Here is an 18,634-nt window from a genome sequence, read left to right on the forward strand (position 1 = left end):
CTATAAGTAGGCCTGGAAGGTGGCACGCCAGCCAACTTGGAAAACCAGCAGGACCGGCACCTCCATTGTCCCGTGGTAACGGAATGCCTGTCAACGCACAGCCAACCGGTAACTGGCCGAAGCGCCTTACTGAGTCCCCGTCTTCGGGTTGCGCTGGTAAAGATTCACCCAGCGATTGTGTTCCTGGAGGCTGCTGGAGAACTGGTGACTGCCGTCATTCTTGGCGACGAAATAGAGATAGTCCACGGCCTCAGGTTTGACTGCGGCGATCAAAGAAGCCTTGCCGGGACAGGCTATAGGGCCCGGCGGCAATCCGTAATTCTGATATGTGTTGTAAGGGTGTTTCCTATTGAGATCTTCGCGTGTAATTTTGGCCCCCATTGCCTTGATGCCGTAAATTACCGTAGGGTCCGATTGCAGGCGAATTTTCTGGCGTAACCTGTTGTGAAAGACCGCAGAGACCAGCGCATGCTCCGATTCACGGGCCTCCTTTTCGATCAGCGACGCGAGAGTCACTACTTCGCCGGTGTTCCAACCCTGCTCCTCGGCAGTAGGCCTTACGTGCTTGTCGTAAACTTCGTAGAACCTTTGCACCATCTTGCGAACTACAAGCCTTCCGTCAGTCTTTTCCGAAGGCCGCAGGAAATAGGTATCCGGGAACAGATAGCCCTCCAGAGATGTCCCATCCACCTTCAGTTCCTTTAGGAAGGCGGGGTCCTTGGCCCACGTAAGGAATTCCTGCCGTGATACTATCCCTGACTGCTCGAACACTTCGGCTATTTGATAAAGGTTGTACCCTTCAGGAACCGTGAGCGAAAATATTATGGTCTTACCCGAAATCAATTGATCGAGCACTTCTCCGGCATCACTGCCCGTCTTGAGAGCGTAGTCTCCAGCCTTTATATTCCGCTGTTCCCCGCGGATCAGAGCAACGAGCCTGAAAACGAGCCTGTTCGAAATAACTCCCTTCTCTTGAAGGACGGTCCCGATTTGAGATAGCGTGGCTCCCTTGGGGACCGTGACGATTACCTCCTGGCCCGCGGGCACCGACTCAGACACCGCTACCGGCGCAGCCTTCTCGAGAAGGGCCGGAACATGGCGATATACAAGGTAACCGGCCGTTCCCACCGCTACCAGAATCACCGAGATAAAAATGAATTTCACCACTGAAAGAATTGAAGATCTCATGTCAAAGACGAATCCTTGTGCCGTTGGCTGTCCAGATAGGTTTGGAGGATTATCACCGCTGCAAGCTTGTCAATGACCTTGCGGCGCTTTGCGCGGCTCATGTCGGCCTCCAGTAGGGTCCTTTCGGCTGCCACGGTCGAGAGCCGTTCATCCCATTCTCGGACAGGGATTTCTACTTCCCGGCCAATCCTTTCTATCAGGGACCTCACTTTCTTGGCCTGAGGACCTTCGGTGCCATCCATATTGAACGGGACGCCCACCACGATTTCCAATGCTTGATACTGTCTTGCCAGTTTCACTATGTGAGCAACATCCGCTTCCGGACCTTTGGACACTAGGGTTTCTATTCCTTGAGCCGTAAACCCGAGTTCGTCGCTTACAGCTATTCCGATCCTCTTCGATCCGATGTCTAGCCCTAAAATACGCACGTAATGTTGTTCCTTGCCATTCAAACGCCCTGCCGGCGGCAGGTTCGTTACGTTTAATTAATTCCGCGGTCACTGTCAAGGCTTTGGCCTTGGAGGCAGCAAGGAGAACGAGCGAATTTCCGCTTCGTCCCCTCACTTTTTCGGACAACGGATGCTTGAAGGCGTTCGACGCCCGTTGGCAACCCCCCATGCCGATTGCCCCGGCCGGCCTTTGCTATGGTCAGTCAATCAATTGCGGGTAATTAGAAATTTCTCTCCAAGCCGGACCTCATTCCGCCTGTGCCGGCTCCGCTGTTCCCTGTCCGCTATTGGAGTTGCTTTGTTTGGTTGCCTGGACAGCGCTCAAATTGGCGGCAACCTCCAGGATAAACTCTAAATCGCCCTGGTCCGCGAAAGGTATGCACCTGTCAGTATCGAACGGCAGCTGCAGATCTGTTAAATGCTGAGGCAACTTGGAGATTTTGGTCGCCTTTGCCAGGTGACCCGGCAGGCTCTCCAGCGCCTCTCTCGAAATGAGCACTACGTTTTCGTCGTCCGAAACCAGAGTGAGGCCGAGAGAAACCTGGCGCTTCCCCAGACGCTCTTTGAGCCCCTTTTTTACGGACGGCGTGAGCGAACGCAAACGCGATCTGATTTCGCCCACATTGGTGAGGCCGTCCAACGCCTGACGTCTCTGTACGTCCGTGCCCATCACAAGTGCCTCTTCGAAACAATCAAGAGCCTCATGAAGGTGCTTCCGGGAAAGATGGGCACGAGCCTCGATCAGCATGGTCCGTGCCTCGGTTTCGTCCAGCGTATCAGGGTCAAATACCTTCTCGTAGCATTCCAAAGCAGAGGCCACGTCCCCATGCTCCAGAAGGTTTCTCCCTTTCGCAACCCAAGAGGTTTCCGCGGTCTGCGTGTTTGTTTCGATCATCGATCACCTATCCGGACGGTTGAGGTTAAATATGGCGTCCCATTTCGTGATCCCGACCCCAGGACGGCTGGAAGCCACGCTCGCAGGGTTCTGTCACATTTCTTGTGTAGAATTAGGCTTAGGTTTTAATACCTTCGCCTCATTTAATAATGTGATGCTTAACATATTTGACCCCGGTTTTCAATCGGTTTCATAAAAAAACCGTATCCATTAGTTTACCAGCGGCGAAAACCTGTCATTGCGAGCGCAGCGAAGCAATCTCAGCGCTCAAAGGCAGAGACTGCTTTCCCGCGGAACGCGGGATTTCACTCTTCGCAATGACAGAGAACGGCAAAATCCCCCGAGTAACTGAATGATTACAAAAAGCCTGTTCCCGTCGAACGCCATTTGCCCAAAACCGGGACTCTCCCCTAAACCTGTTGGAGTCCTCATTCTCAAAAAGAGTTTGCCGATTCACATGAGGTTTTTTTGCCTGGCGCCTTGTCCGCGCCGCGCCTGAAGCATTTTCTCGGTCTGGAAATCGCTGGAGCGTGAGTTGAGCTTCGAAATAAGGTAATATGGATTCCGGGTTGAAGGCGGACCGGGAAGATGGTAGGAGTGCAACAGGCGTTTTGCCGGCCGATCTGAAACGCACCGTGCTCTGCCAGACGGCGGATTCGATCTTTTTGAGAATGAAATGAGCATCAAGAGCTTATTAAAATACCTTCCTGTATTGTCCATAGTGCTGGTAGCAGGAACTCTTCTCGTCATCGTAATCCTGTTTACGCTGCGGAATATAAGTTCCCAAAACGAGCACATGGAGGAATCCACGAGTCGTCAAGGCATTTCGGTCATACGAACCTTGGAGGCAGGAACGCGCACGGGATTCATGGAAGGAGACTGGGGTATAGAACACCTCCAGATGCTCATTGAGCAGGCTGCCAAGGACCCGGACGTGGAGTGGGTCGGCCTGATCAGCAGCGACGGCGTCATCATAGCGCACAGCGAGCCGGCAAAAATCGGGCTTCGCCTGCTGATGGGCAAGGAAATGAATACCGTGAAGACGGTCATCCGAACGGAAGAGCCTCTTTCCTTTAAGCGTGAATTGCCGGACGGCCGTACCATTCTGGAGATTTGGAAGCCTTTTACTCCGTTTCCCGAGCAAATGGCCCAGTCGGAGATTGTGGCGCGTCACACTCGAATAGGAAAAGAACTCCTTGACGTCTTTGACCGCGAGCACAAACAGGTCCTGTTTCTAGGGCTGAAAATGGATCGATTCAGGGAGATCCGGCATCAGGACATTGTCTACGCGGTACTGATGGGCACGGTTATATTCGTCGTAGGATCTGCCAGCGTTTACTTCATTTTCGTGCTGCAAAACGCTTATCTGGTGCGCAGAACGCTGGACGAAATGCGGACCTACACCAGAAACGTGCTTGAGAGCATGGCCAACGGTCTGATAACCGTCGATCGCTCCTTGAGGGTGGCTACCTTCAATCCGAATGCTCTGGAAATACTGCGCAAACCAAAAGAAGATGTGGACGGGCGCCCCATTTCCGAGTTGTTGCCTCTTGAAGAGGAGATCAAACGGGTACTGGCGGATTCAGAGTTGATCCTCGAAAAGGAGGTCAAGATCTCCAATGAAGGGAAAGGCAAGTTCCTGGCCCTGTCCGTCTCACCGTTGAAGGAACCGGAGTCTCACATCAGCCGCGGCGCAGTGGTGATAGTGCGCGACCTGACCATGATCAGAGAGCTGGAACAAAAGGTTATCGTAAGCGAGAAGTTCGCAGCCCTTGGTAGGCTGTCTGCGGGCGTGGCTCACGAGATACGCAACCCGCTGAATTCCATTCGCGGGTTTATACAATACTTTCAGAAGAAACTGGCATTGAATGAAGAGGATTATCGTTACACGGACTTGATGCTTACCGAGGTTGACCGGCTCAACAGGGTTATTTCAAAGCTCCTGGCCTACTCGAAGCCGCGCGAGCCCAGATTGAGCATTCGATCCGCGGATGAAGTTCTCGACCATTGCATAAGGGTTGTGGAGCGGGAAGCAGCGGAAGCCGGCGTCGAAATCATAAGGGAGCCGGGCGGCGATGACACGCCGCTGGTTCTTATGGACACGGACCAGATGACACAGGTTTTCCTCAACATCCTGATCAACGCTATCGAAGCCACGCCGAGGAACGGCAAGGTTGTTGTCGGCTATCACACCGACGTACAGGATCGAGTCATGATACACGTGGCGGACACCGGGGAGGGCATTCCGAGAGAAAACCTGGATAAACTCTTCGATCCCTTCTTCTCCACAAAGAAAAAAGGAACCGGTTTAGGACTCGCCATTGTCAAAAGTATAATCGAGGGACATGAGGGCGAGATAGAGGTGGAATCCGAACCCGGCAAGGGGACTCGCTTTACCGTGACGTTAAGAATCTATCAACCTCCCGGTGAAGAGTCGGCAGACAAACCACTTCCCAGGGTGGCGGCCGCCACTTCCGGCTGAACTCGCTGCAATCACTCCTTCGATCAATAATATCCTTTGGACAGGAAGTTAAATGAACGCTCCCAAGGCAAAAATTCTCGTCGTGGACGATGAACCTTCCCAACGAAAGATGCTTCACGCCAATCTTTCTCTTGACGGATACCAGGTGTTCGAGGCCGATGATGGAACCAGTGCCATTAGCAGGGTTTCCGAGGAATTCTTCGATCTTATACTTATGGACAACCGCATGTCCCAGATGGACGGCATAGATGCCCTCAAAGAGATCAAGAAAATCTCTCCCGGAATCCCGGTAATCATTATTACGGCTTACGCTTCGGTGGAGACAGCGGTCCAAGCCCTTCAAGCAGGCGCGCACGACTACTTGACCAAACCATTGGACATCGACGAGTTGAGATTCAAGGTGCAACAGTCACTCGAATTCTGGCGACTGAAAGAAGACAACATACTGCAAAGAAGGCGGATCGAGAATCTGTTTGACGCATCACGAATCGTGGGCCGCTCCCAAAAGATGAAAGATGTCCTCGAAACCGTCGCAATGGTGGCTCCGACCGAGGCATCCGTCCTGATCTTGGGGGAATCGGGCACCGGCAAGGAACTGATCGCGAATGCCTTGCATCAGGGATCGACCAGGGCCGATAAGAGGTTCATAAAGGTCAACTGTGCCGCGTTGCCGGAAACTCTCCTTGAAAGCGAACTTTTCGGCCATGAAAAGGGAGCGTTTACAGGGGCTATCGGGCGTCGACCCGGACGATTTGAACTTGCCGATGGTGGGACAATATTCCTGGACGAGATAGGCGAAATGAGCCTGTCCACCCAGGCCAAATTGCTGCGGGTGCTTCAGGAGAGGGAGTTCGAACCCCTCGGTTCGACCAAGACCGTAAAGGTTGACATACGGATAATAGCCGCATCCAACAAGATACTGGGCGAAGAGGTGAAGAGGGGAACTTTCCGCGAAGACCTGTTCTATAGGCTCAACGTGGTGCCGATTTTACTGCCGCCTCTGCGAGATAGAAAGGAAGACGTCCCTCTTTTGATCGAACATTTCCTGAGCATCTACAACGAAAAAAACGGCCGCATGCTTCACGGCTTTCATCCCAGGGCTTTGGACGCGCTGATGAGGTACGCTTGGCCCGGCAACATCAGAGAGTTGGAAAACGTCGTCGAAAGGGCCGTGATCCTCACGCGTGACGACTATGTCCCTTTCTCGGAACTGCCCGAAGCTATTCGCGGAACCGACGGAGATCCACTGTCCGATCAGTTTCGCGAAGGCATCCGCCCGGGAATGACCATAAGAGAGATGGAAAAGGAATTGATTATCAAGACACTGGAAGACAACGATGGTAACCGAACTCGAACCTCGCGGGTGCTCGGAATAACCCGCCGGACGTTGCAACACAAGCTCAAGGAATATGGTCTTGACAAGCACGCGATGGATGCCTCCGGGGAGGAATAATCCCGGAAGGGGACCGGCCAAACAGGCATGGGAAGCTTGATCGGACGTGGCAGCCCTTGAATCAAACGCGGCGGTGTGCATTGTATTGATAACCTCGAATAATTGTTACAGCGGAGTAGGTGTATTATGGCTCACCTATCAATAATCAAGACCGAACAGCACGCGAAAGCTTTGAATGCCCGGGACCGCTTTCTGAAGTCTCATCCCGGACTAAGACCCTTCCAGCGAAAAATAGATGAAAGACTCAAGAAAGCCGGATCCGATCACAATAGATTGGTAGTTATCCATAATTGGATGATGGATTCGTTTTTCGAATTGAATAGACAGCTTCACCGTCTAGCAGGCGAACAAGGCTGATCGGCTTTCGGACTCAAAATAGATCGCCATCTATTCTGCCAGGAAGCGGAACCCGCGGGCGTGTGTACGCAGTTGCGGAGCGTTTGATCTAGAAACTATTGGACGGGATCGTGGAAGTCTAAGGGACCCGAAATGAGTAAGGGAAGGCTGGAAGCATTCAGCGATGCGGTGATTGCCATCCTCATCACCATCATGGTGCTGGAATTGAAAGTGCCCATAGCGACCGATTGGGCAGCACTGATTCCACTTGTCCCTGTGTTTCTGAGCTATGTGTTGAGTTTCGCCTTTCTCGGCATCTACTGGAATAACCACCATCATCTCCTCCAGGCTATCAAGCATGTGGATGGTCGTGTACTGTGGGCCAATTTGCATCTGCTCTTCTGGCTATCGCTCGTCCCCTTTGCCACCGGCTGGATGGGTGAGACTAAGTTTGCCGCCCGACCTGTCGCCCTGTACGGGGCGGTGTTGTTGTTGGCTGGAGTGGCTTACTATATCTTGACTCGCTCCCTCCTTTCTCTACATGGCCGGGATTCAGTGCTGGCAAGCGCCCTGGGTCGTGATTTCAAAGGCAAGGTATCGGTGGTGATTTACGCCGTGGCGATTCCACTGGCCTTTGTGAACTCCTGGTTGGCCTGTGCGCTATACGTACTGGTGGCGATCACGTGGTTGATCCCCGACCGTCGGATTGAGAAGACGTTGGAACACTGAGGGGCGTGACACATTGGGCTTTGACATTTGAATGGCAGGAAAAAAGCGTTATCCTTGTCAATCTTGGATCAAACGTCGGCGAGGCTGGTTGCCAAGCTCTCGGAAAAATTGAAAGAGGAAGGCAAAAATGAATGACGTTGTGAAAATTCTGGGTTTCGCAGGAAGCTTGCGTAAGAGTTCCTTCAATAGATCTCTCATGCGAGCGGCTCAGGAACTTGTTCCAAAAGATGCCACACTCGAAGTTTTCGATCTCGACGGGATGCCCCTCTTTAATCAAGACTTGGAAGACCAACCCACGGAAAAGGTTAAAGAGTTCAAAGCGAGAATCAGGGCTGCCGACGCCATTCTCATCGCTACGCCGGAATATAACTACTCGATCCCAGGGGTGCTGAAGAATGCCATAGACTGCGCCTCCCGTCCTTACGGAGACAATGCGTTCGAACATAAGCCGGTCGCCATCATGGGAGCCTCGATCGGTATGGCAGGAACTGTCAGAGCCCAGCACCACTTGCGGCAATCCTTTGTCTTTTTGACCTGTTTTGCGCTTAACCAGCCAGAGGTCATGGTTCCCTTTGCACAGGATAAGATTGACAAAGACGGCAACGTAACTGATTTGAAAACGCGAGAGAAAATTAGGGAACTTTTGGAGAATCTGGTGGCCTGGACCCGCAGACTGAAAGGGTAGCTCCAAAATCCAAACCACCTTGTAAATGACCGGCTTCAAACACATTGATACGGTTTCGCGTTTAAATAAGGGATTCGGGCCACCACTGACCTGGTTCCCGGGTCAGCGGCACCCAATAATTTTAGTGTGGCCTTGGTGTTGGGTGCCGCGAACCTGTCTGCGCAGGTCCGTGCTCCCTTGCCGCCATGCTCTACGTTCGATTGCGATTATGACGGTCCGGAGAAAGCTTGAATTTCCCCACGTAAGCGGTTCCGTCGGTCCCGGTATTCCTTTAGCCGCGCTGAGGAATTGCCTGTTCTTGGGCATTGCGAGGCGTGATATTCCGGAGTCCGCGGGAAAGCCATCTCAGCGTTGAAATGCGAAAATTGCTTCCCGCTTCCCAGGGCGGGTCGCAATGAAATTCTTTCTCCTCCCGTAACTGAGTATTTACCGTACTCGCGTAAAAAAAGCTTGACTAGAGGTATTTGGCGGGGGTAAGGTGAACAACTGTTCGTTAGTACTGCCCTTAAGCCCGACTCCGGGCATTTTTCCTGAAACAGCGACCTGAGAAGCAAATGCACGATTTCGATCTTGAAACCTAGACTCTCTCGGTACAAAACCGGAAAGCGTGATTTGGGCTATGCCGAAGCAAGACGACACAAGGCAAGGTGACGGGCTTAGCAAGAAGAAGATACTAGCCCTGGCAAGCCGTCTGTTCAGGCAAAAAGGATATTACTCGGTCAGTATGCGAGATCTGGCCCTGGCATGCGGATGTAAGCCGGCCAGTCTGTACAACTATTTTAAAACCAAGGAGTCCATCCTTTTCGAAGTGCTCTTGAGCGAAATGGAGGACATAATCCGACCCATTTCCCACCTGGAAGAACAAGACGGCGACCCGGCGGAACAACTGCGATTGGTGATCCACAGCCATCTCAAAGTCGCCTTGAGTCATCGCAGGTCCCCGAGAATGTTGCATGATGCGGCCCTGGCAAGCCTCGCGCCGGCCAACCGCAAAGTCATAGTGGCCCTGCGCGATGCGCACGATCGCATCCTTCGCAGTGTGATCGAAAGAGGTCAAAGGAAGGGGCTATTCCTTCCTCTCGATGCGAAACTTGTCAGTTTCATGATCGACTCCATGATTTCTCGCACCAGGCTTTGGTTTCTCCCTAATAAGGGGCTAACACTCAATGAACTAAGCGATTTCATATTCGGATTTGCCCTGAGAAGCATTCAGGCCAAGAAGGGCCTGGCAAAGTAGCTTATACCGTACCGAACCGCTAGCTGAGAGCTAAGGACCCTATTCATGGAAACTTCCACGCTAATTATACAGGCGCTTCATGGCCTCGTGTATGGGATGCTGCTTTTCCTGGTGGCATCGGGCATGACCCTGGTCTTTGGGATGATGGACATACTCAACATAGCCCACGCGGCGTTCTACATGCTCGGCGCGTACGTGGGCTACACGGTGCTGATGGCCACCGGAAACTTCTGGTTGGCCCTGTTTGTGGCCCCTGTGGTAGTGGGCTTCCTCGGGGCGCTGGTGGAGCGGTTTTTTTTGAGAAAAGTGCACAAGTATGGCCATGCCTTCGAATTGCTTATCACCTTCGGCGTGTTCTTTGTGATTACTGAAGCGGTAAAGTGGATTTGGGGCGACTTCCCTCGGCCTATGGAGGTCCCTCCCGCTCTCTCGGGGTCGATACATCTGCTCGGGTTTCAGTATCCGGTTTATCGTTTCTTCATCCTGATAATATCATTCATCGTCCTAGCCGGGCTGCTCTATGTATTCTTGAAAACGCGCCTGGGCATCAGAATCCGGGCCGCTGTCTCGGACGCTCAGATGGTAGACGCCCTCGGTGTCAACGTCCCCAGGCTCTTTCTGGGTGTCTTTTCAGGAGGGTCGGCCTTGGCGGGCTTGGCCGGTGTCGTGGCAGGTCCCTTCCTGAGCACCTATCCGGCGATGGGCCTCGACATGTTGGTGGACACCTTCGTTGTGGTGGTAGTGGGAGGATTCGGAAGCCTCCCAGGGGCCCTGGTCGCCTCCCTCATGATCGGGGAGCTGCAATCCTTTGGGATTCTCTTCATTCCTCGACTGGCCTTGGTGTTTCAGTTTCTGCTCATGGCCGTCGTGCTCATTATCAGGCCCGCGGGTCTCTTTGGAGAGAAGGTATGAGGCGTTTTACCGTCCTGCAAGTTGCTTTGGCCATTTTGCTTGCCGCAGTTCTGCTGGCGGCTCCTCGGATCCTGACCATCGTGCAGACCAGGATGCTTACCGAGATCATTTACTTCTCGCTGTTCGCCGTAAGCTTCAACCTCCTCTTCGCTAACGCGGGTTTGCTCTCCTTCGGCCATGCCGCCTATTTCGGACTTGGCGCTTATGTTACGGCCATTTCTTTGAAGCATGTGGCCGGCATGCCTTTTTTCGCGGCCATTTTGTTAGGGGCGCTCGCAGGGACGGTTGGTGGAATTGTCATCGGATTTTTTTGCGTTCGGCGCAAGGGTTCGTACTTTGCACTGCTCACTCTGGCGTTCAATCAGTTTCTCTGGGCGATCGCGTGGAAATGGCGGGAAGTGACGGGAGGCGACGACGGCATAGGCGGCATCGTCCCGAAGAAACCCGTAGATTTGGGCATTGTGAGCGTCGATTTTAACAACGTCACGAACAAATACTATCTAATACTCATCATTGTGGTCCTTTGCCTGGCCGTGGGCTGGTACCTGATGAGAACGCCCTTCGGCAACACGGTCATGGCGGTGAAAGGCAATGACGAACGGGCCTCCTTCCTCGGATACAACGTTAACCGGTCCAAGCTCCTGATCTTTTCTCTTGCCGCGTGCTTTGCGGGCATCGCGGGCAGCCTCTTCGCCCTGTTCCAGGACTTTGTGGCTCCAAGCGCCATCTCTATGGCGATGTCCACAGAGGTGCTGTTTATGGCCTTCCTCGGGGGCACGGGCTCGTTTTTTGGGCCCATCCTGGGCGCAGCAATTTTCGTTTATTTCACGGACTGGATCAGCAGCATTACCGACCGCTGGGAATTCATTTTGGGGCTGCTATTCATAGCCCTTGTCCTATATTTCCATCAGGGGTTCATCGGATTGATACCGTCCAGATTGAAGTCTCTCTTCGCCATCGGAGAAAACCGTTAAAGGAAACTGTCCATGCCGCTTTTGGAAGTAAACGGTCTTTTTAAGGATTTCAGCGGACTAAAAGTGCTCTTCGGGATCGACCTGAAATTGGAGCAGGGTGACAGGCACGCAATCATAGGGCCCAACGGCGCGGGGAAGTCCACGCTCTTCAATGTGATAACGGGCAAGTACGCCCCGAGTCGGGGAAAGATTACCTTTAAGGGCCATGACATAAGCGGTCTTCCACCTCACAAAATAGCTCGCCTGGGCCTCGCCCGATCCTTTCAGGTGACGAACATCTTTCGAGCCATGACGGTCTTCGAAAACGTCAGGAACGCTGTCCTGTCACAGAACGGGAAGCGCTACAGCATATTTCCCACCCTGGCCAAGATGAGGGCGATTACGGAAAAAACCGAGCAGATCCTGGACCTGATAGGACTGCTGGATCGCAAGGATGAGCTGGCCGGTGAATTGGCCCACGGACACCAGCGCGCACTGGAAATCGGTATGACCATCGCCATGGACCCTGTGTTGATCTTGCTGGATGAACCCACAGCCGGAATGTCCTCCAAGGAGAGCCGAGAAACCGTGGGGCTTATCGAGAAGGTCACGGAGGGGAAGACGCTGCTCATAGTGGAGCACGACATGGACGTGGTCTTCAGCATCGCCAATGGGATCACAGTGATTTACTACGGCCAGGTCCTTGCCTCAGGGTCGCCTGAAACGATTCGGAACGATCAGAAGGTCAAGGACGCATATCTCGGTGAAGAGAGAGAGTAGACCATGCTTCTCGAGATCAAAGATCTTAACAGCTTCTATGAAGAAAGCCACGTCCTACGGGGGATTTCCTTGGACGTGGACCAGGGAGAGATTGTCTCGTTGCTCGGTCGAAACGGGGTGGGCAAGAGCACCACGCTGAAATCCGTTATCGGCATACTGGCTCCCCGTTCGGGGCAGGTCCTTTTCAAGGGCCGGGAACTCTCGGGCATGCCTCCCCACAAGATTGCGAACCTGGGCGTGGGTTACGTACCGGAGGACAGGAGGATCTTTCCCCGGCTGACCGTTCGCGAGAACCTCCTGATGGGGATTAAGCCGGGCCAAAAGGAGTCCGCGAACGGGTGGTCCGTGGATAAGGTGTACGAATACTTTCCGTCGCTTAAGGCTAGAGACAAACAGAGAGGGGCCTACCTTTCAGGGGGTGAGCAACAGATGCTCACTATTGGTCGGGCCCTTATGGGAGAGCCTGAGGTGCTTCTCCTGGACGAGCCGACGGAAGGGCTGGCCCCAATGATCGTGGAGACCTTGGAGCAGGTCGTAACCGACGTCAACAATCACGGCGTGGCAATTCTCCTGGTGGAGCAGAACATGCGGGTAGTGCTCCGGTTGGCCAAGAGAATCTACGTTATCAGCAAGGGCAAGATTGTTTTTCAAGGGAGCGGCCAGGAACTAAAAGAGGCCCGGGAAATCCGAGAAAAATACCTTGAGGTGTGAGAAGGGTTTTTTAGTGGCGGAAAGTCCAATGACCCCTGGCGTAATGTCCCCAAAAATGACTTTAAAAGGGACGCACTGTCATTGCGAGGGCGGAAGCCCGAAGAAATCTCGAAAATGCCAGGATGGGAGTGCTTCTTCGCGTCACTCCTCGCAATGACATGGTGAGATCTTTGTAGACACGTGTCTGGGACACTATACCAGGGGTCCATTCAAACCAGTAAGGAGGTAGTCAAATGCTGAGAGGGAACCGCTGTGTTAAGTTGGGGACGATTTTCATCCTTTTGGCTCTTGCGTTGTGCCTGGGAGCCGCGCCGACCTGTGCCGCCGAGGGGCAGATAGTGTTGGGAGTGTGCGAGCCTCTGTCAGGTCCTATGAAGGACGTGGGGGATCGATATGTCGAGGCGGTGAAGTTCGCGGTAGAGAAGATTAACGCCAAAGGCGGAGTCCTGGGAAAGAAGCTGGTGATAGTGGCGGAGGACAGCCAACTTAAGGCGGATGTGGCGACCCGCAAGGCTACCAAGCTTATCCTCGAAGACAAGGCTGACTTCATCATGACCGGGACGGGCTCTCATATTTGCAAAGCCATGATGAAAGTGGCCGAGCAGCACAAGAAAATCTGCCTCACCTACGGGACTGAGGGGGCGAGCACCACGGGGGCTGACTTTAATCCGTACACTTTCCGAGTCTGTTTGAACACGGACCAGCACTCCGCGGCGGTAATCGAGTATTTCGCCAAGCACACCAACTACAAGAAGTTCTACATAGTCTGCCAGGACTATGTTTTTGGCCGTGAAGCCGCGGAGGGGTTCAAGAAGAAGCTCAACACCATCCCCGGCGCGCAACTCCTTGGAGAGGAGTTCCATCCCATCGGGCTGAAGGACTTCGCTCCTTACATCAGCAAGGTCATGGCGTCTGGTGCAGAAGTAGTGCTGACCGGCAACTTTGGAGTGGATCTGGACAACCTCATCAAGACCGGGGCCTCTTTGGGTTGGAAGTGCATCACCGGCAATTACTTCCTCAACGATCCGCTTCGCTTGCAGGTGGTCAAAGACGCGGCCATCGGTCACGTGACGGCAGACAGCTACATGATCACCATTGACACACCCGAAAACAAGGCGTTTGTCAAAGAGTGGTATGACGCGCACAAAAACATGACTATCGGGTTCTGGTATCCGGACCTTTCCATGGGGCGCTGCTACTACGGCATACAGTGGCTGGCGGACGTGATCAAGAAGGCGGGCAGCACAGACGCGGAGAAGATCATCCCCGCGTGGGAAGGAATGGAGTACACTTTGCCGTGGGCCAAAGTCAACATGCGGAAGTGCGATCACCAGATGATCACCCCTGGAGTGGCGGCTGTCGTCGTTGCTAAGAGCGAGTTCTTCGACTTCCCTTATATCGGGAAGCCGGTCATCATTCCTGCCGAGTCCATCACGGTTCCCCCTGCAGACACAGGAAACCCCAGATGTAAGTGAGAGGTGATCGAGAATGCAATACCACAGGGGGGACGGTGGGTCGTCGAATCCGCCCTCCCTTTCTTGTCATCCGACAGGAGTGATACCAAGTCGCTTTCAAACGTGGAATATGGGAACACAGAATCACGGACCTGCGCAAGCGGGTCCGTGGCACCCAAACCTGTGGAAAACCGACTGGCCTTTGCTGCATTTTGATTTAGGGCGGGCCGATGCGACTGTCTCAAAAATGGCAAATCTCCTGCATTCGGCATCACATGTGGTAGGGGCGGTTCGTGAACCGCCCGAAATCAGGGCGCTTCTCGAAGCGCCCCTACACGACAAATTCCGCCAGCAATAGATTTGCGAGAGTTTTCGAGGGCCTGCCGCTACGTGGAAAAAGACCTTTGTATAAAGCTTCGGGCAGCTGCCATAACTTGCCAGTGCAAGCGCCTTCTTGGCCGTTGAGACGGCAAACAAATCCTTTCGAGGTAAGAAAATGGGCACAGAAAAGATCCAGGTGGGAACTGCGGCGGACTTGGAAGCCATAGAGAAAACCCCCATTAAGGAAAGGCTGCCGTTTTTCAACACATTTGATTTGATCAAACACGGTGCGGCTATAGATCCTGATGCCATTGCCCTCAGCTTCCTCATGTCCGGCGAGCAATATGCCAATCCGATGCAGGTGACCTATTCCGAGTTTCTGGCACAGGTAACTCGGACGGCCAATCTGTTCCATGATCTGGGGATAGGGCCTAATGACGTGATTTCTTATCTTTTGCCCAACCTGCCCCACTCCCACTATGTACTTTGGGGAGGAGAGGCCGCCGGCATAGTCAACCCCATCAACCCCCTCTTAGAACCCTCGACCATCAGCGAAATCTGCAAATCCGCCAACACCAAGGTTCTCGTTGCCCTGGGGGAGTGGCCTGGTTCGAACATTTGGGAGAAGGCCTTGACGGTGCGCAAAGAGCTGCCGAACCTGAAGGCCGTCGTAAGGATCATGGGGCCCAGCGCAGAAAGCGAGGGGATCTACGGGTATGATGAAGTCATCGGGCGGTACAATAGCAGCGGTCTTGACTCACGTCGGAACATAGCACCCGAGGACATGGCTTCGATGTTCCACACCGGCGGCACCACCGGCACCCCAAAGCTTGCGCCGCACACCCACTTTAACGAAGTGGCCATGGCTATGATGATTGCGTTGCACAGTGAACTTCGGCAGGGTGAGGTTACTCTCTCAGGCCTGCCTCTCTTTCACGTGAACGCGACAACTGTGACCGGTTCGTACCCCTTCTCGATCGGCGCTCACGTGGTCCTGCTTTCTCCGCAAGGCTATCGAGATCCTTCTGTTATTAAGAATTTCTACAAAATCGTGGAACACTACAAGGCAGTAAGTTTCTCTCTGGTTCCGACGGTGCTTGCTATGCTGCTGCAAGTTCCGGCTGAGGGCGCTGACATCTCCTCACTCAGGTACGGGGTCTGCGGGGCCGCGCCCTTGTCCGTAGAGCTTTTTCAGAAATTTGAAGCCCACTCGGGGATGAAAATCCTGGAAGGGTACGGACTGACCGAAGGGACATGCGCTTCTGCGGTCAACCCCTATTATGGCGAACGCAAAATAGGGTCCGTAGGTTTGCATCTCCCGTATCAAGAAATGAAAATCTTCATCGTAGACGACGAAGGTAAGTTCACCAGGGAGGCGGAAACCGACGAGATCGGCTGCGTATGCATCAAAGGACCGAACGTATTCAATGGCTACCTGGACGAGCGACATAACAAAGGCATTTCGCCCGCGGAGGGCTGGCTGAATTCAGGTGATCTGGGACGCCAGGACAAAGACGGATACTTCTGGCTTACGGGCCGCAAGAAGGAACTTATCATACGTGGCGGGCACAACATCGACCCGGCCGCCATTGAAGAGCCTCTCTATGCCATCCCCGGTGTTCAAATCGCGGCGGCTGTCGGCGGACCGGACCCCCACTCCGGGGAAGTTCCGGTGGCTTATGTGCAATTACAGGAAGGCGCAAATCTCTCCCAGGAAGAGATTCTCACTCGTCTGAAGCAATCAATCGGCGAACGTGCAGCCGTCCCTCGCCAGGTCTTTGTTATCGACCAGATGCCGCTTACACCAGTGGGAAAGATCTTCAAACCGGCTCTGCGCTGGGACGCGATCAAACGGACTTATGAAGAGGCACTCCAAAAGCTGGGCCCACTCGCGGATGCCATAGAACTGAAAGTGGGAGAAGACAAGGTTCACGGCTCGTCGGTAGCCATTAAGGTGAAAGCCGCAGCGGGCGCGTCGAAAGAGGACATCGCAAACAAGGTGGCGGAAGCGCTGGCCCTCTACACCGTTAAGTACTACCTGGAAGTTACCTAGAGCCTTTCGCGAGCCGGATTGCACTGAGTTGACCCCGTAATGAAGGACACGAGGAGGCCGCATGAAACCATTTGAAAGGGTTGCATTAGTAGGCTCGGGTATCTTGGGCACCCAGATAGCCATGCTTGCCGCCCATGCAGGGTACAGCGTCAAGGTATACGATCCGAAAAAAGATGCGTTTATTGAAACCTACAACAAAATTGAAAAAGACTTGAAGGCCAAAGGGGTCAATCCGTTCATTCCGTGGGAAGATTGGGAAAAATGCAAACAAGCGATACAGGAAACGATAGACCTCGATGAGGCGGTGAAAGATGCGGACCTCGTCATCGAAGCAGTCCCCGAAATTGTGGAACTAAAAAACGTTGTATTTAAGCAACTCGGTGAGAAGGCGCCTCCAAAAGCCATTCTGGCCACAAACAGCTCGTCCATGCCCGTCTCAAAAATGGAAGCCAGCAGCGGAAGACCGGAACTGTGCCTGAACATGCATTTCTATGGTGCCCTGCAAGGTACGAACATGGTGGATGTCATGGGAGGGACTAAGACGCTCCCTGAGGTGCTGCAAACCGGGATTCGTTGGGTCGAGTCCCTTGGTTGCATTCCACTTACAGTGAAAAAGGAAATACTTGGGTTCTGCTTCAACCGTATCTGGAGGGCCATAAAGAGAGAGGCCTTATATATGTGGGCAAACGGTTTTGTGGACTTTCGAGACACAGATCGGGCCTGGATGATTTTTTCAAAAATGAAAGAGGGACCGTTTGCGATTATGGACATGGTGGGCCTCGACGTGGTTTACGACATCGAAATGGTCTACTACAACGAGTCGAAAGACCCCAAAGACAAGCCCCCCGATGCGCTCCTGGAAATGATCCAACGCGGGGACTTGGGCCTGAAGAGCGGAAAGGGCTTCTATACCTATCCGGACCCTGAGTTCCTTCGTCCAGACTTTTTGCGCCCTAAACGATAGATTTTTGCCAGTTTTCTGAGGAGAAGAAAGAAATCATGGATAAAAGAATTATCACCGCTGCTATCACAGGAAGCATTCATACACCGACAATGTCTCCGCACTTGCCGGTAACTCCGGATCAAATCGTCGAAGAAGTAGTGCGGGCCTACAACGCGGGAGCGGCCGTGGCTCACATACACGCTCGCGATCCTCAAACCGGCAAGCCTTCGGCCGACGTGAGCCTGTATCAAGAGATAGCGTCTCGAGTAAAGGGCAGGTGCAACATAATTCTCTGCGTCACCACCGGTGGCGGCCAGGGGATGACCGTGGAACAAAGAGTAAGGACCCTTCCGTTGCTGAAGCCCGAGTTGGCCTCCTGCAATTTTGGTTCGGTCAACTTCGCGTTGTTTCCGGTGCTGGATGTATATGACAAGTTTGAATTTCCGTGGGAGCCGGAATTCCTGGCCGCGTCGGAAGATAACATCTTCTCCAACACGTTCAAAATGTTGAGAGAAACCCTTCCGGTCTTCCAGGAAAGTGGTACTCGGCCGGAATTGGAAGTGTACGATGTGGGCATGATCAATAACGTGGCCTTCATGCTTAACAGAGGGCAACTGCAAAGACCGGTGTATTTGCAATTCGTGATGGGAATACTCGGCGGCATTCAACCGACGGCCGAGAACCTGCTGTTCATGTACAAATCCGCGAGAGACCTCATCGGCGACTTTACCTGGTCGGTTTGCGCCGCAGGAAAACAGCAATTCCCCATGTGCACTCTGTCTTTGATTCTGGGAGGCAACGCTCGAGTCGGCCTCGAAGACAACCTGTACCTGGAAAGAGGGGTTAAAGCCAAGAGCAACGCCGAGCAAGTTGAGAAAATAATACGAATAGGCCGCGAACTGGGGGTCGAGCCCGCTACTCCGGACGAAGCCCGAGAAATCCTCGCCCTGAAGGGATTGGATAAAGTGGCATTTTAGGCGCTGGAAATGGGTTTGGCGAACCTGGAGATCACTCGCCTGTGTTGAGCGCACTTGTATGACAATTTACAAAGGA

At 53.3% G+C, this 18,634-nt stretch carries 17 protein-coding genes; 14 read left to right on the plus strand and 3 right to left on the minus strand.

Features of this window, described 5'->3' with window-relative positions; all coding sequences use genetic code 11:
- Nucleotides 1-126: 126 nt before the first annotated feature.
- From mltG to HY913_06990, 3 genes are all read right to left on the minus strand, one after another.
- The gene (mltG, locus tag HY913_06980; protein MBI4962999.1) at nucleotides 127-1,188 is read right to left on the minus strand and encodes an endolytic transglycosylase MltG; all 1,062 of its coding nucleotides are present in this window, start codon (nucleotides 1,186-1,188) and stop codon (nucleotides 127-129) included.
- Nucleotides 1,185-1,616, minus strand: a complete 432-nt coding sequence (gene ruvX, locus HY913_06985; GenBank protein ID MBI4963000.1) for a Holliday junction resolvase RuvX — start codon at nucleotides 1,614-1,616, stop codon at nucleotides 1,185-1,187. Before ruvX ends, mltG begins: the two co-directional genes overlap by 4 nt.
- A 268-nt stretch (nucleotides 1,617-1,884) precedes the next feature.
- Nucleotides 1,885-2,532 (minus strand): hypothetical protein, encoded by a 648-nt coding sequence (locus HY913_06990; GenBank protein ID MBI4963001.1) that lies wholly within the window; start codon nucleotides 2,530-2,532, stop codon nucleotides 1,885-1,887.
- A 676-nt stretch (nucleotides 2,533-3,208) separates the two neighbouring features.
- Between HY913_06990 and HY913_06995 the strand changes: the two genes are divergently transcribed.
- The 14 genes from HY913_06995 to HY913_07060 all read left to right on the plus strand — a co-directional run bounded on the left by HY913_06995 (nucleotide 3,209) and on the right by HY913_07060 (nucleotide 18,558).
- Nucleotides 3,209-5,014: a PAS domain-containing protein gene (locus HY913_06995; GenBank protein ID MBI4963002.1), complete on the plus strand. Its 1,806-nt coding sequence runs from the start codon at nucleotides 3,209-3,211 to the stop codon at nucleotides 5,012-5,014.
- Between the two features lie 52 nt (nucleotides 5,015-5,066).
- The gene (locus HY913_07000) at nucleotides 5,067-6,467 is read left to right on the plus strand and encodes a sigma-54-dependent Fis family transcriptional regulator (protein MBI4963003.1); all 1,401 of its coding nucleotides are present in this window, start codon (nucleotides 5,067-5,069) and stop codon (nucleotides 6,465-6,467) included.
- Nucleotides 6,468-6,593: 126 nt separating this feature from the next.
- Nucleotides 6,594-6,824: a DUF3135 domain-containing protein gene (locus HY913_07005; GenBank protein MBI4963004.1), complete on the plus strand. Its 231-nt coding sequence runs from the start codon at nucleotides 6,594-6,596 to the stop codon at nucleotides 6,822-6,824.
- Between the two features lie 132 nt (nucleotides 6,825-6,956).
- Entirely contained in the window at nucleotides 6,957-7,532 is a 576-nt protein-coding gene (locus tag HY913_07010; protein MBI4963005.1) for a DUF1211 domain-containing protein, read from the plus strand.
- 127 nt (nucleotides 7,533-7,659) lie between these two features.
- The gene (locus HY913_07015; GenBank protein MBI4963006.1) at nucleotides 7,660-8,217 is read left to right on the plus strand and encodes an NAD(P)H-dependent oxidoreductase; all 558 of its coding nucleotides are present in this window, start codon (nucleotides 7,660-7,662) and stop codon (nucleotides 8,215-8,217) included.
- Between the two features lie 619 nt (nucleotides 8,218-8,836).
- The gene (locus tag HY913_07020; protein MBI4963007.1) at nucleotides 8,837-9,454 is read left to right on the plus strand and encodes a TetR/AcrR family transcriptional regulator; all 618 of its coding nucleotides are present in this window, start codon (nucleotides 8,837-8,839) and stop codon (nucleotides 9,452-9,454) included.
- A gap of 45 nt (nucleotides 9,455-9,499) precedes the next feature.
- Nucleotides 9,500-10,366 carry a branched-chain amino acid ABC transporter permease gene (locus HY913_07025; GenBank protein ID MBI4963008.1) on the plus strand — a complete coding sequence of 289 codons (867 nt, stop codon included), beginning with the start codon at nucleotides 9,500-9,502 and terminating at the stop codon, nucleotides 10,364-10,366.
- The gene (locus tag HY913_07030; GenBank protein ID MBI4963009.1) at nucleotides 10,363-11,340 is read left to right on the plus strand and encodes a branched-chain amino acid ABC transporter permease; all 978 of its coding nucleotides are present in this window, start codon (nucleotides 10,363-10,365) and stop codon (nucleotides 11,338-11,340) included. Before HY913_07025 ends, HY913_07030 begins: the two co-directional genes overlap by 4 nt.
- A 12-nt stretch (nucleotides 11,341-11,352) precedes the next feature.
- Complete coding sequence (locus tag HY913_07035) at nucleotides 11,353-12,099, plus strand: ABC transporter ATP-binding protein (protein MBI4963010.1); 747 nt, start codon at nucleotides 11,353-11,355, stop codon at nucleotides 12,097-12,099.
- 3 nt (nucleotides 12,100-12,102) lie between these two features.
- Nucleotides 12,103-12,810, plus strand: a complete 708-nt coding sequence (locus tag HY913_07040) for an ABC transporter ATP-binding protein (GenBank protein ID MBI4963011.1) — start codon at nucleotides 12,103-12,105, stop codon at nucleotides 12,808-12,810.
- Between the two features lie 233 nt (nucleotides 12,811-13,043).
- Entirely contained in the window at nucleotides 13,044-14,285 is a 1,242-nt protein-coding gene (locus tag HY913_07045; protein MBI4963012.1) for an ABC transporter substrate-binding protein, read from the plus strand.
- A gap of 475 nt (nucleotides 14,286-14,760) precedes the next feature.
- Nucleotides 14,761-16,638, plus strand: a complete 1,878-nt coding sequence (locus HY913_07050; GenBank protein MBI4963013.1) for an acyl-CoA synthetase — start codon at nucleotides 14,761-14,763, stop codon at nucleotides 16,636-16,638.
- A 61-nt stretch (nucleotides 16,639-16,699) separates the two neighbouring features.
- The gene (locus tag HY913_07055; GenBank protein ID MBI4963014.1) at nucleotides 16,700-17,602 is read left to right on the plus strand and encodes a hypothetical protein; all 903 of its coding nucleotides are present in this window, start codon (nucleotides 16,700-16,702) and stop codon (nucleotides 17,600-17,602) included.
- A gap of 35 nt (nucleotides 17,603-17,637) precedes the next feature.
- Nucleotides 17,638-18,558 (plus strand): 3-keto-5-aminohexanoate cleavage protein, encoded by a 921-nt coding sequence (locus HY913_07060; protein ID MBI4963015.1) that lies wholly within the window; start codon nucleotides 17,638-17,640, stop codon nucleotides 18,556-18,558.
- The last annotated feature ends 76 nt before the right edge of the window (nucleotides 18,559-18,634 follow it).

It is taken from the genome of Desulfomonile tiedjei, assembly GCA_016212925.1.
In the GTDB taxonomy this organism is placed as follows: domain Bacteria; phylum Desulfobacterota; class Desulfomonilia; order Desulfomonilales; family Desulfomonilaceae; genus JACRDF01.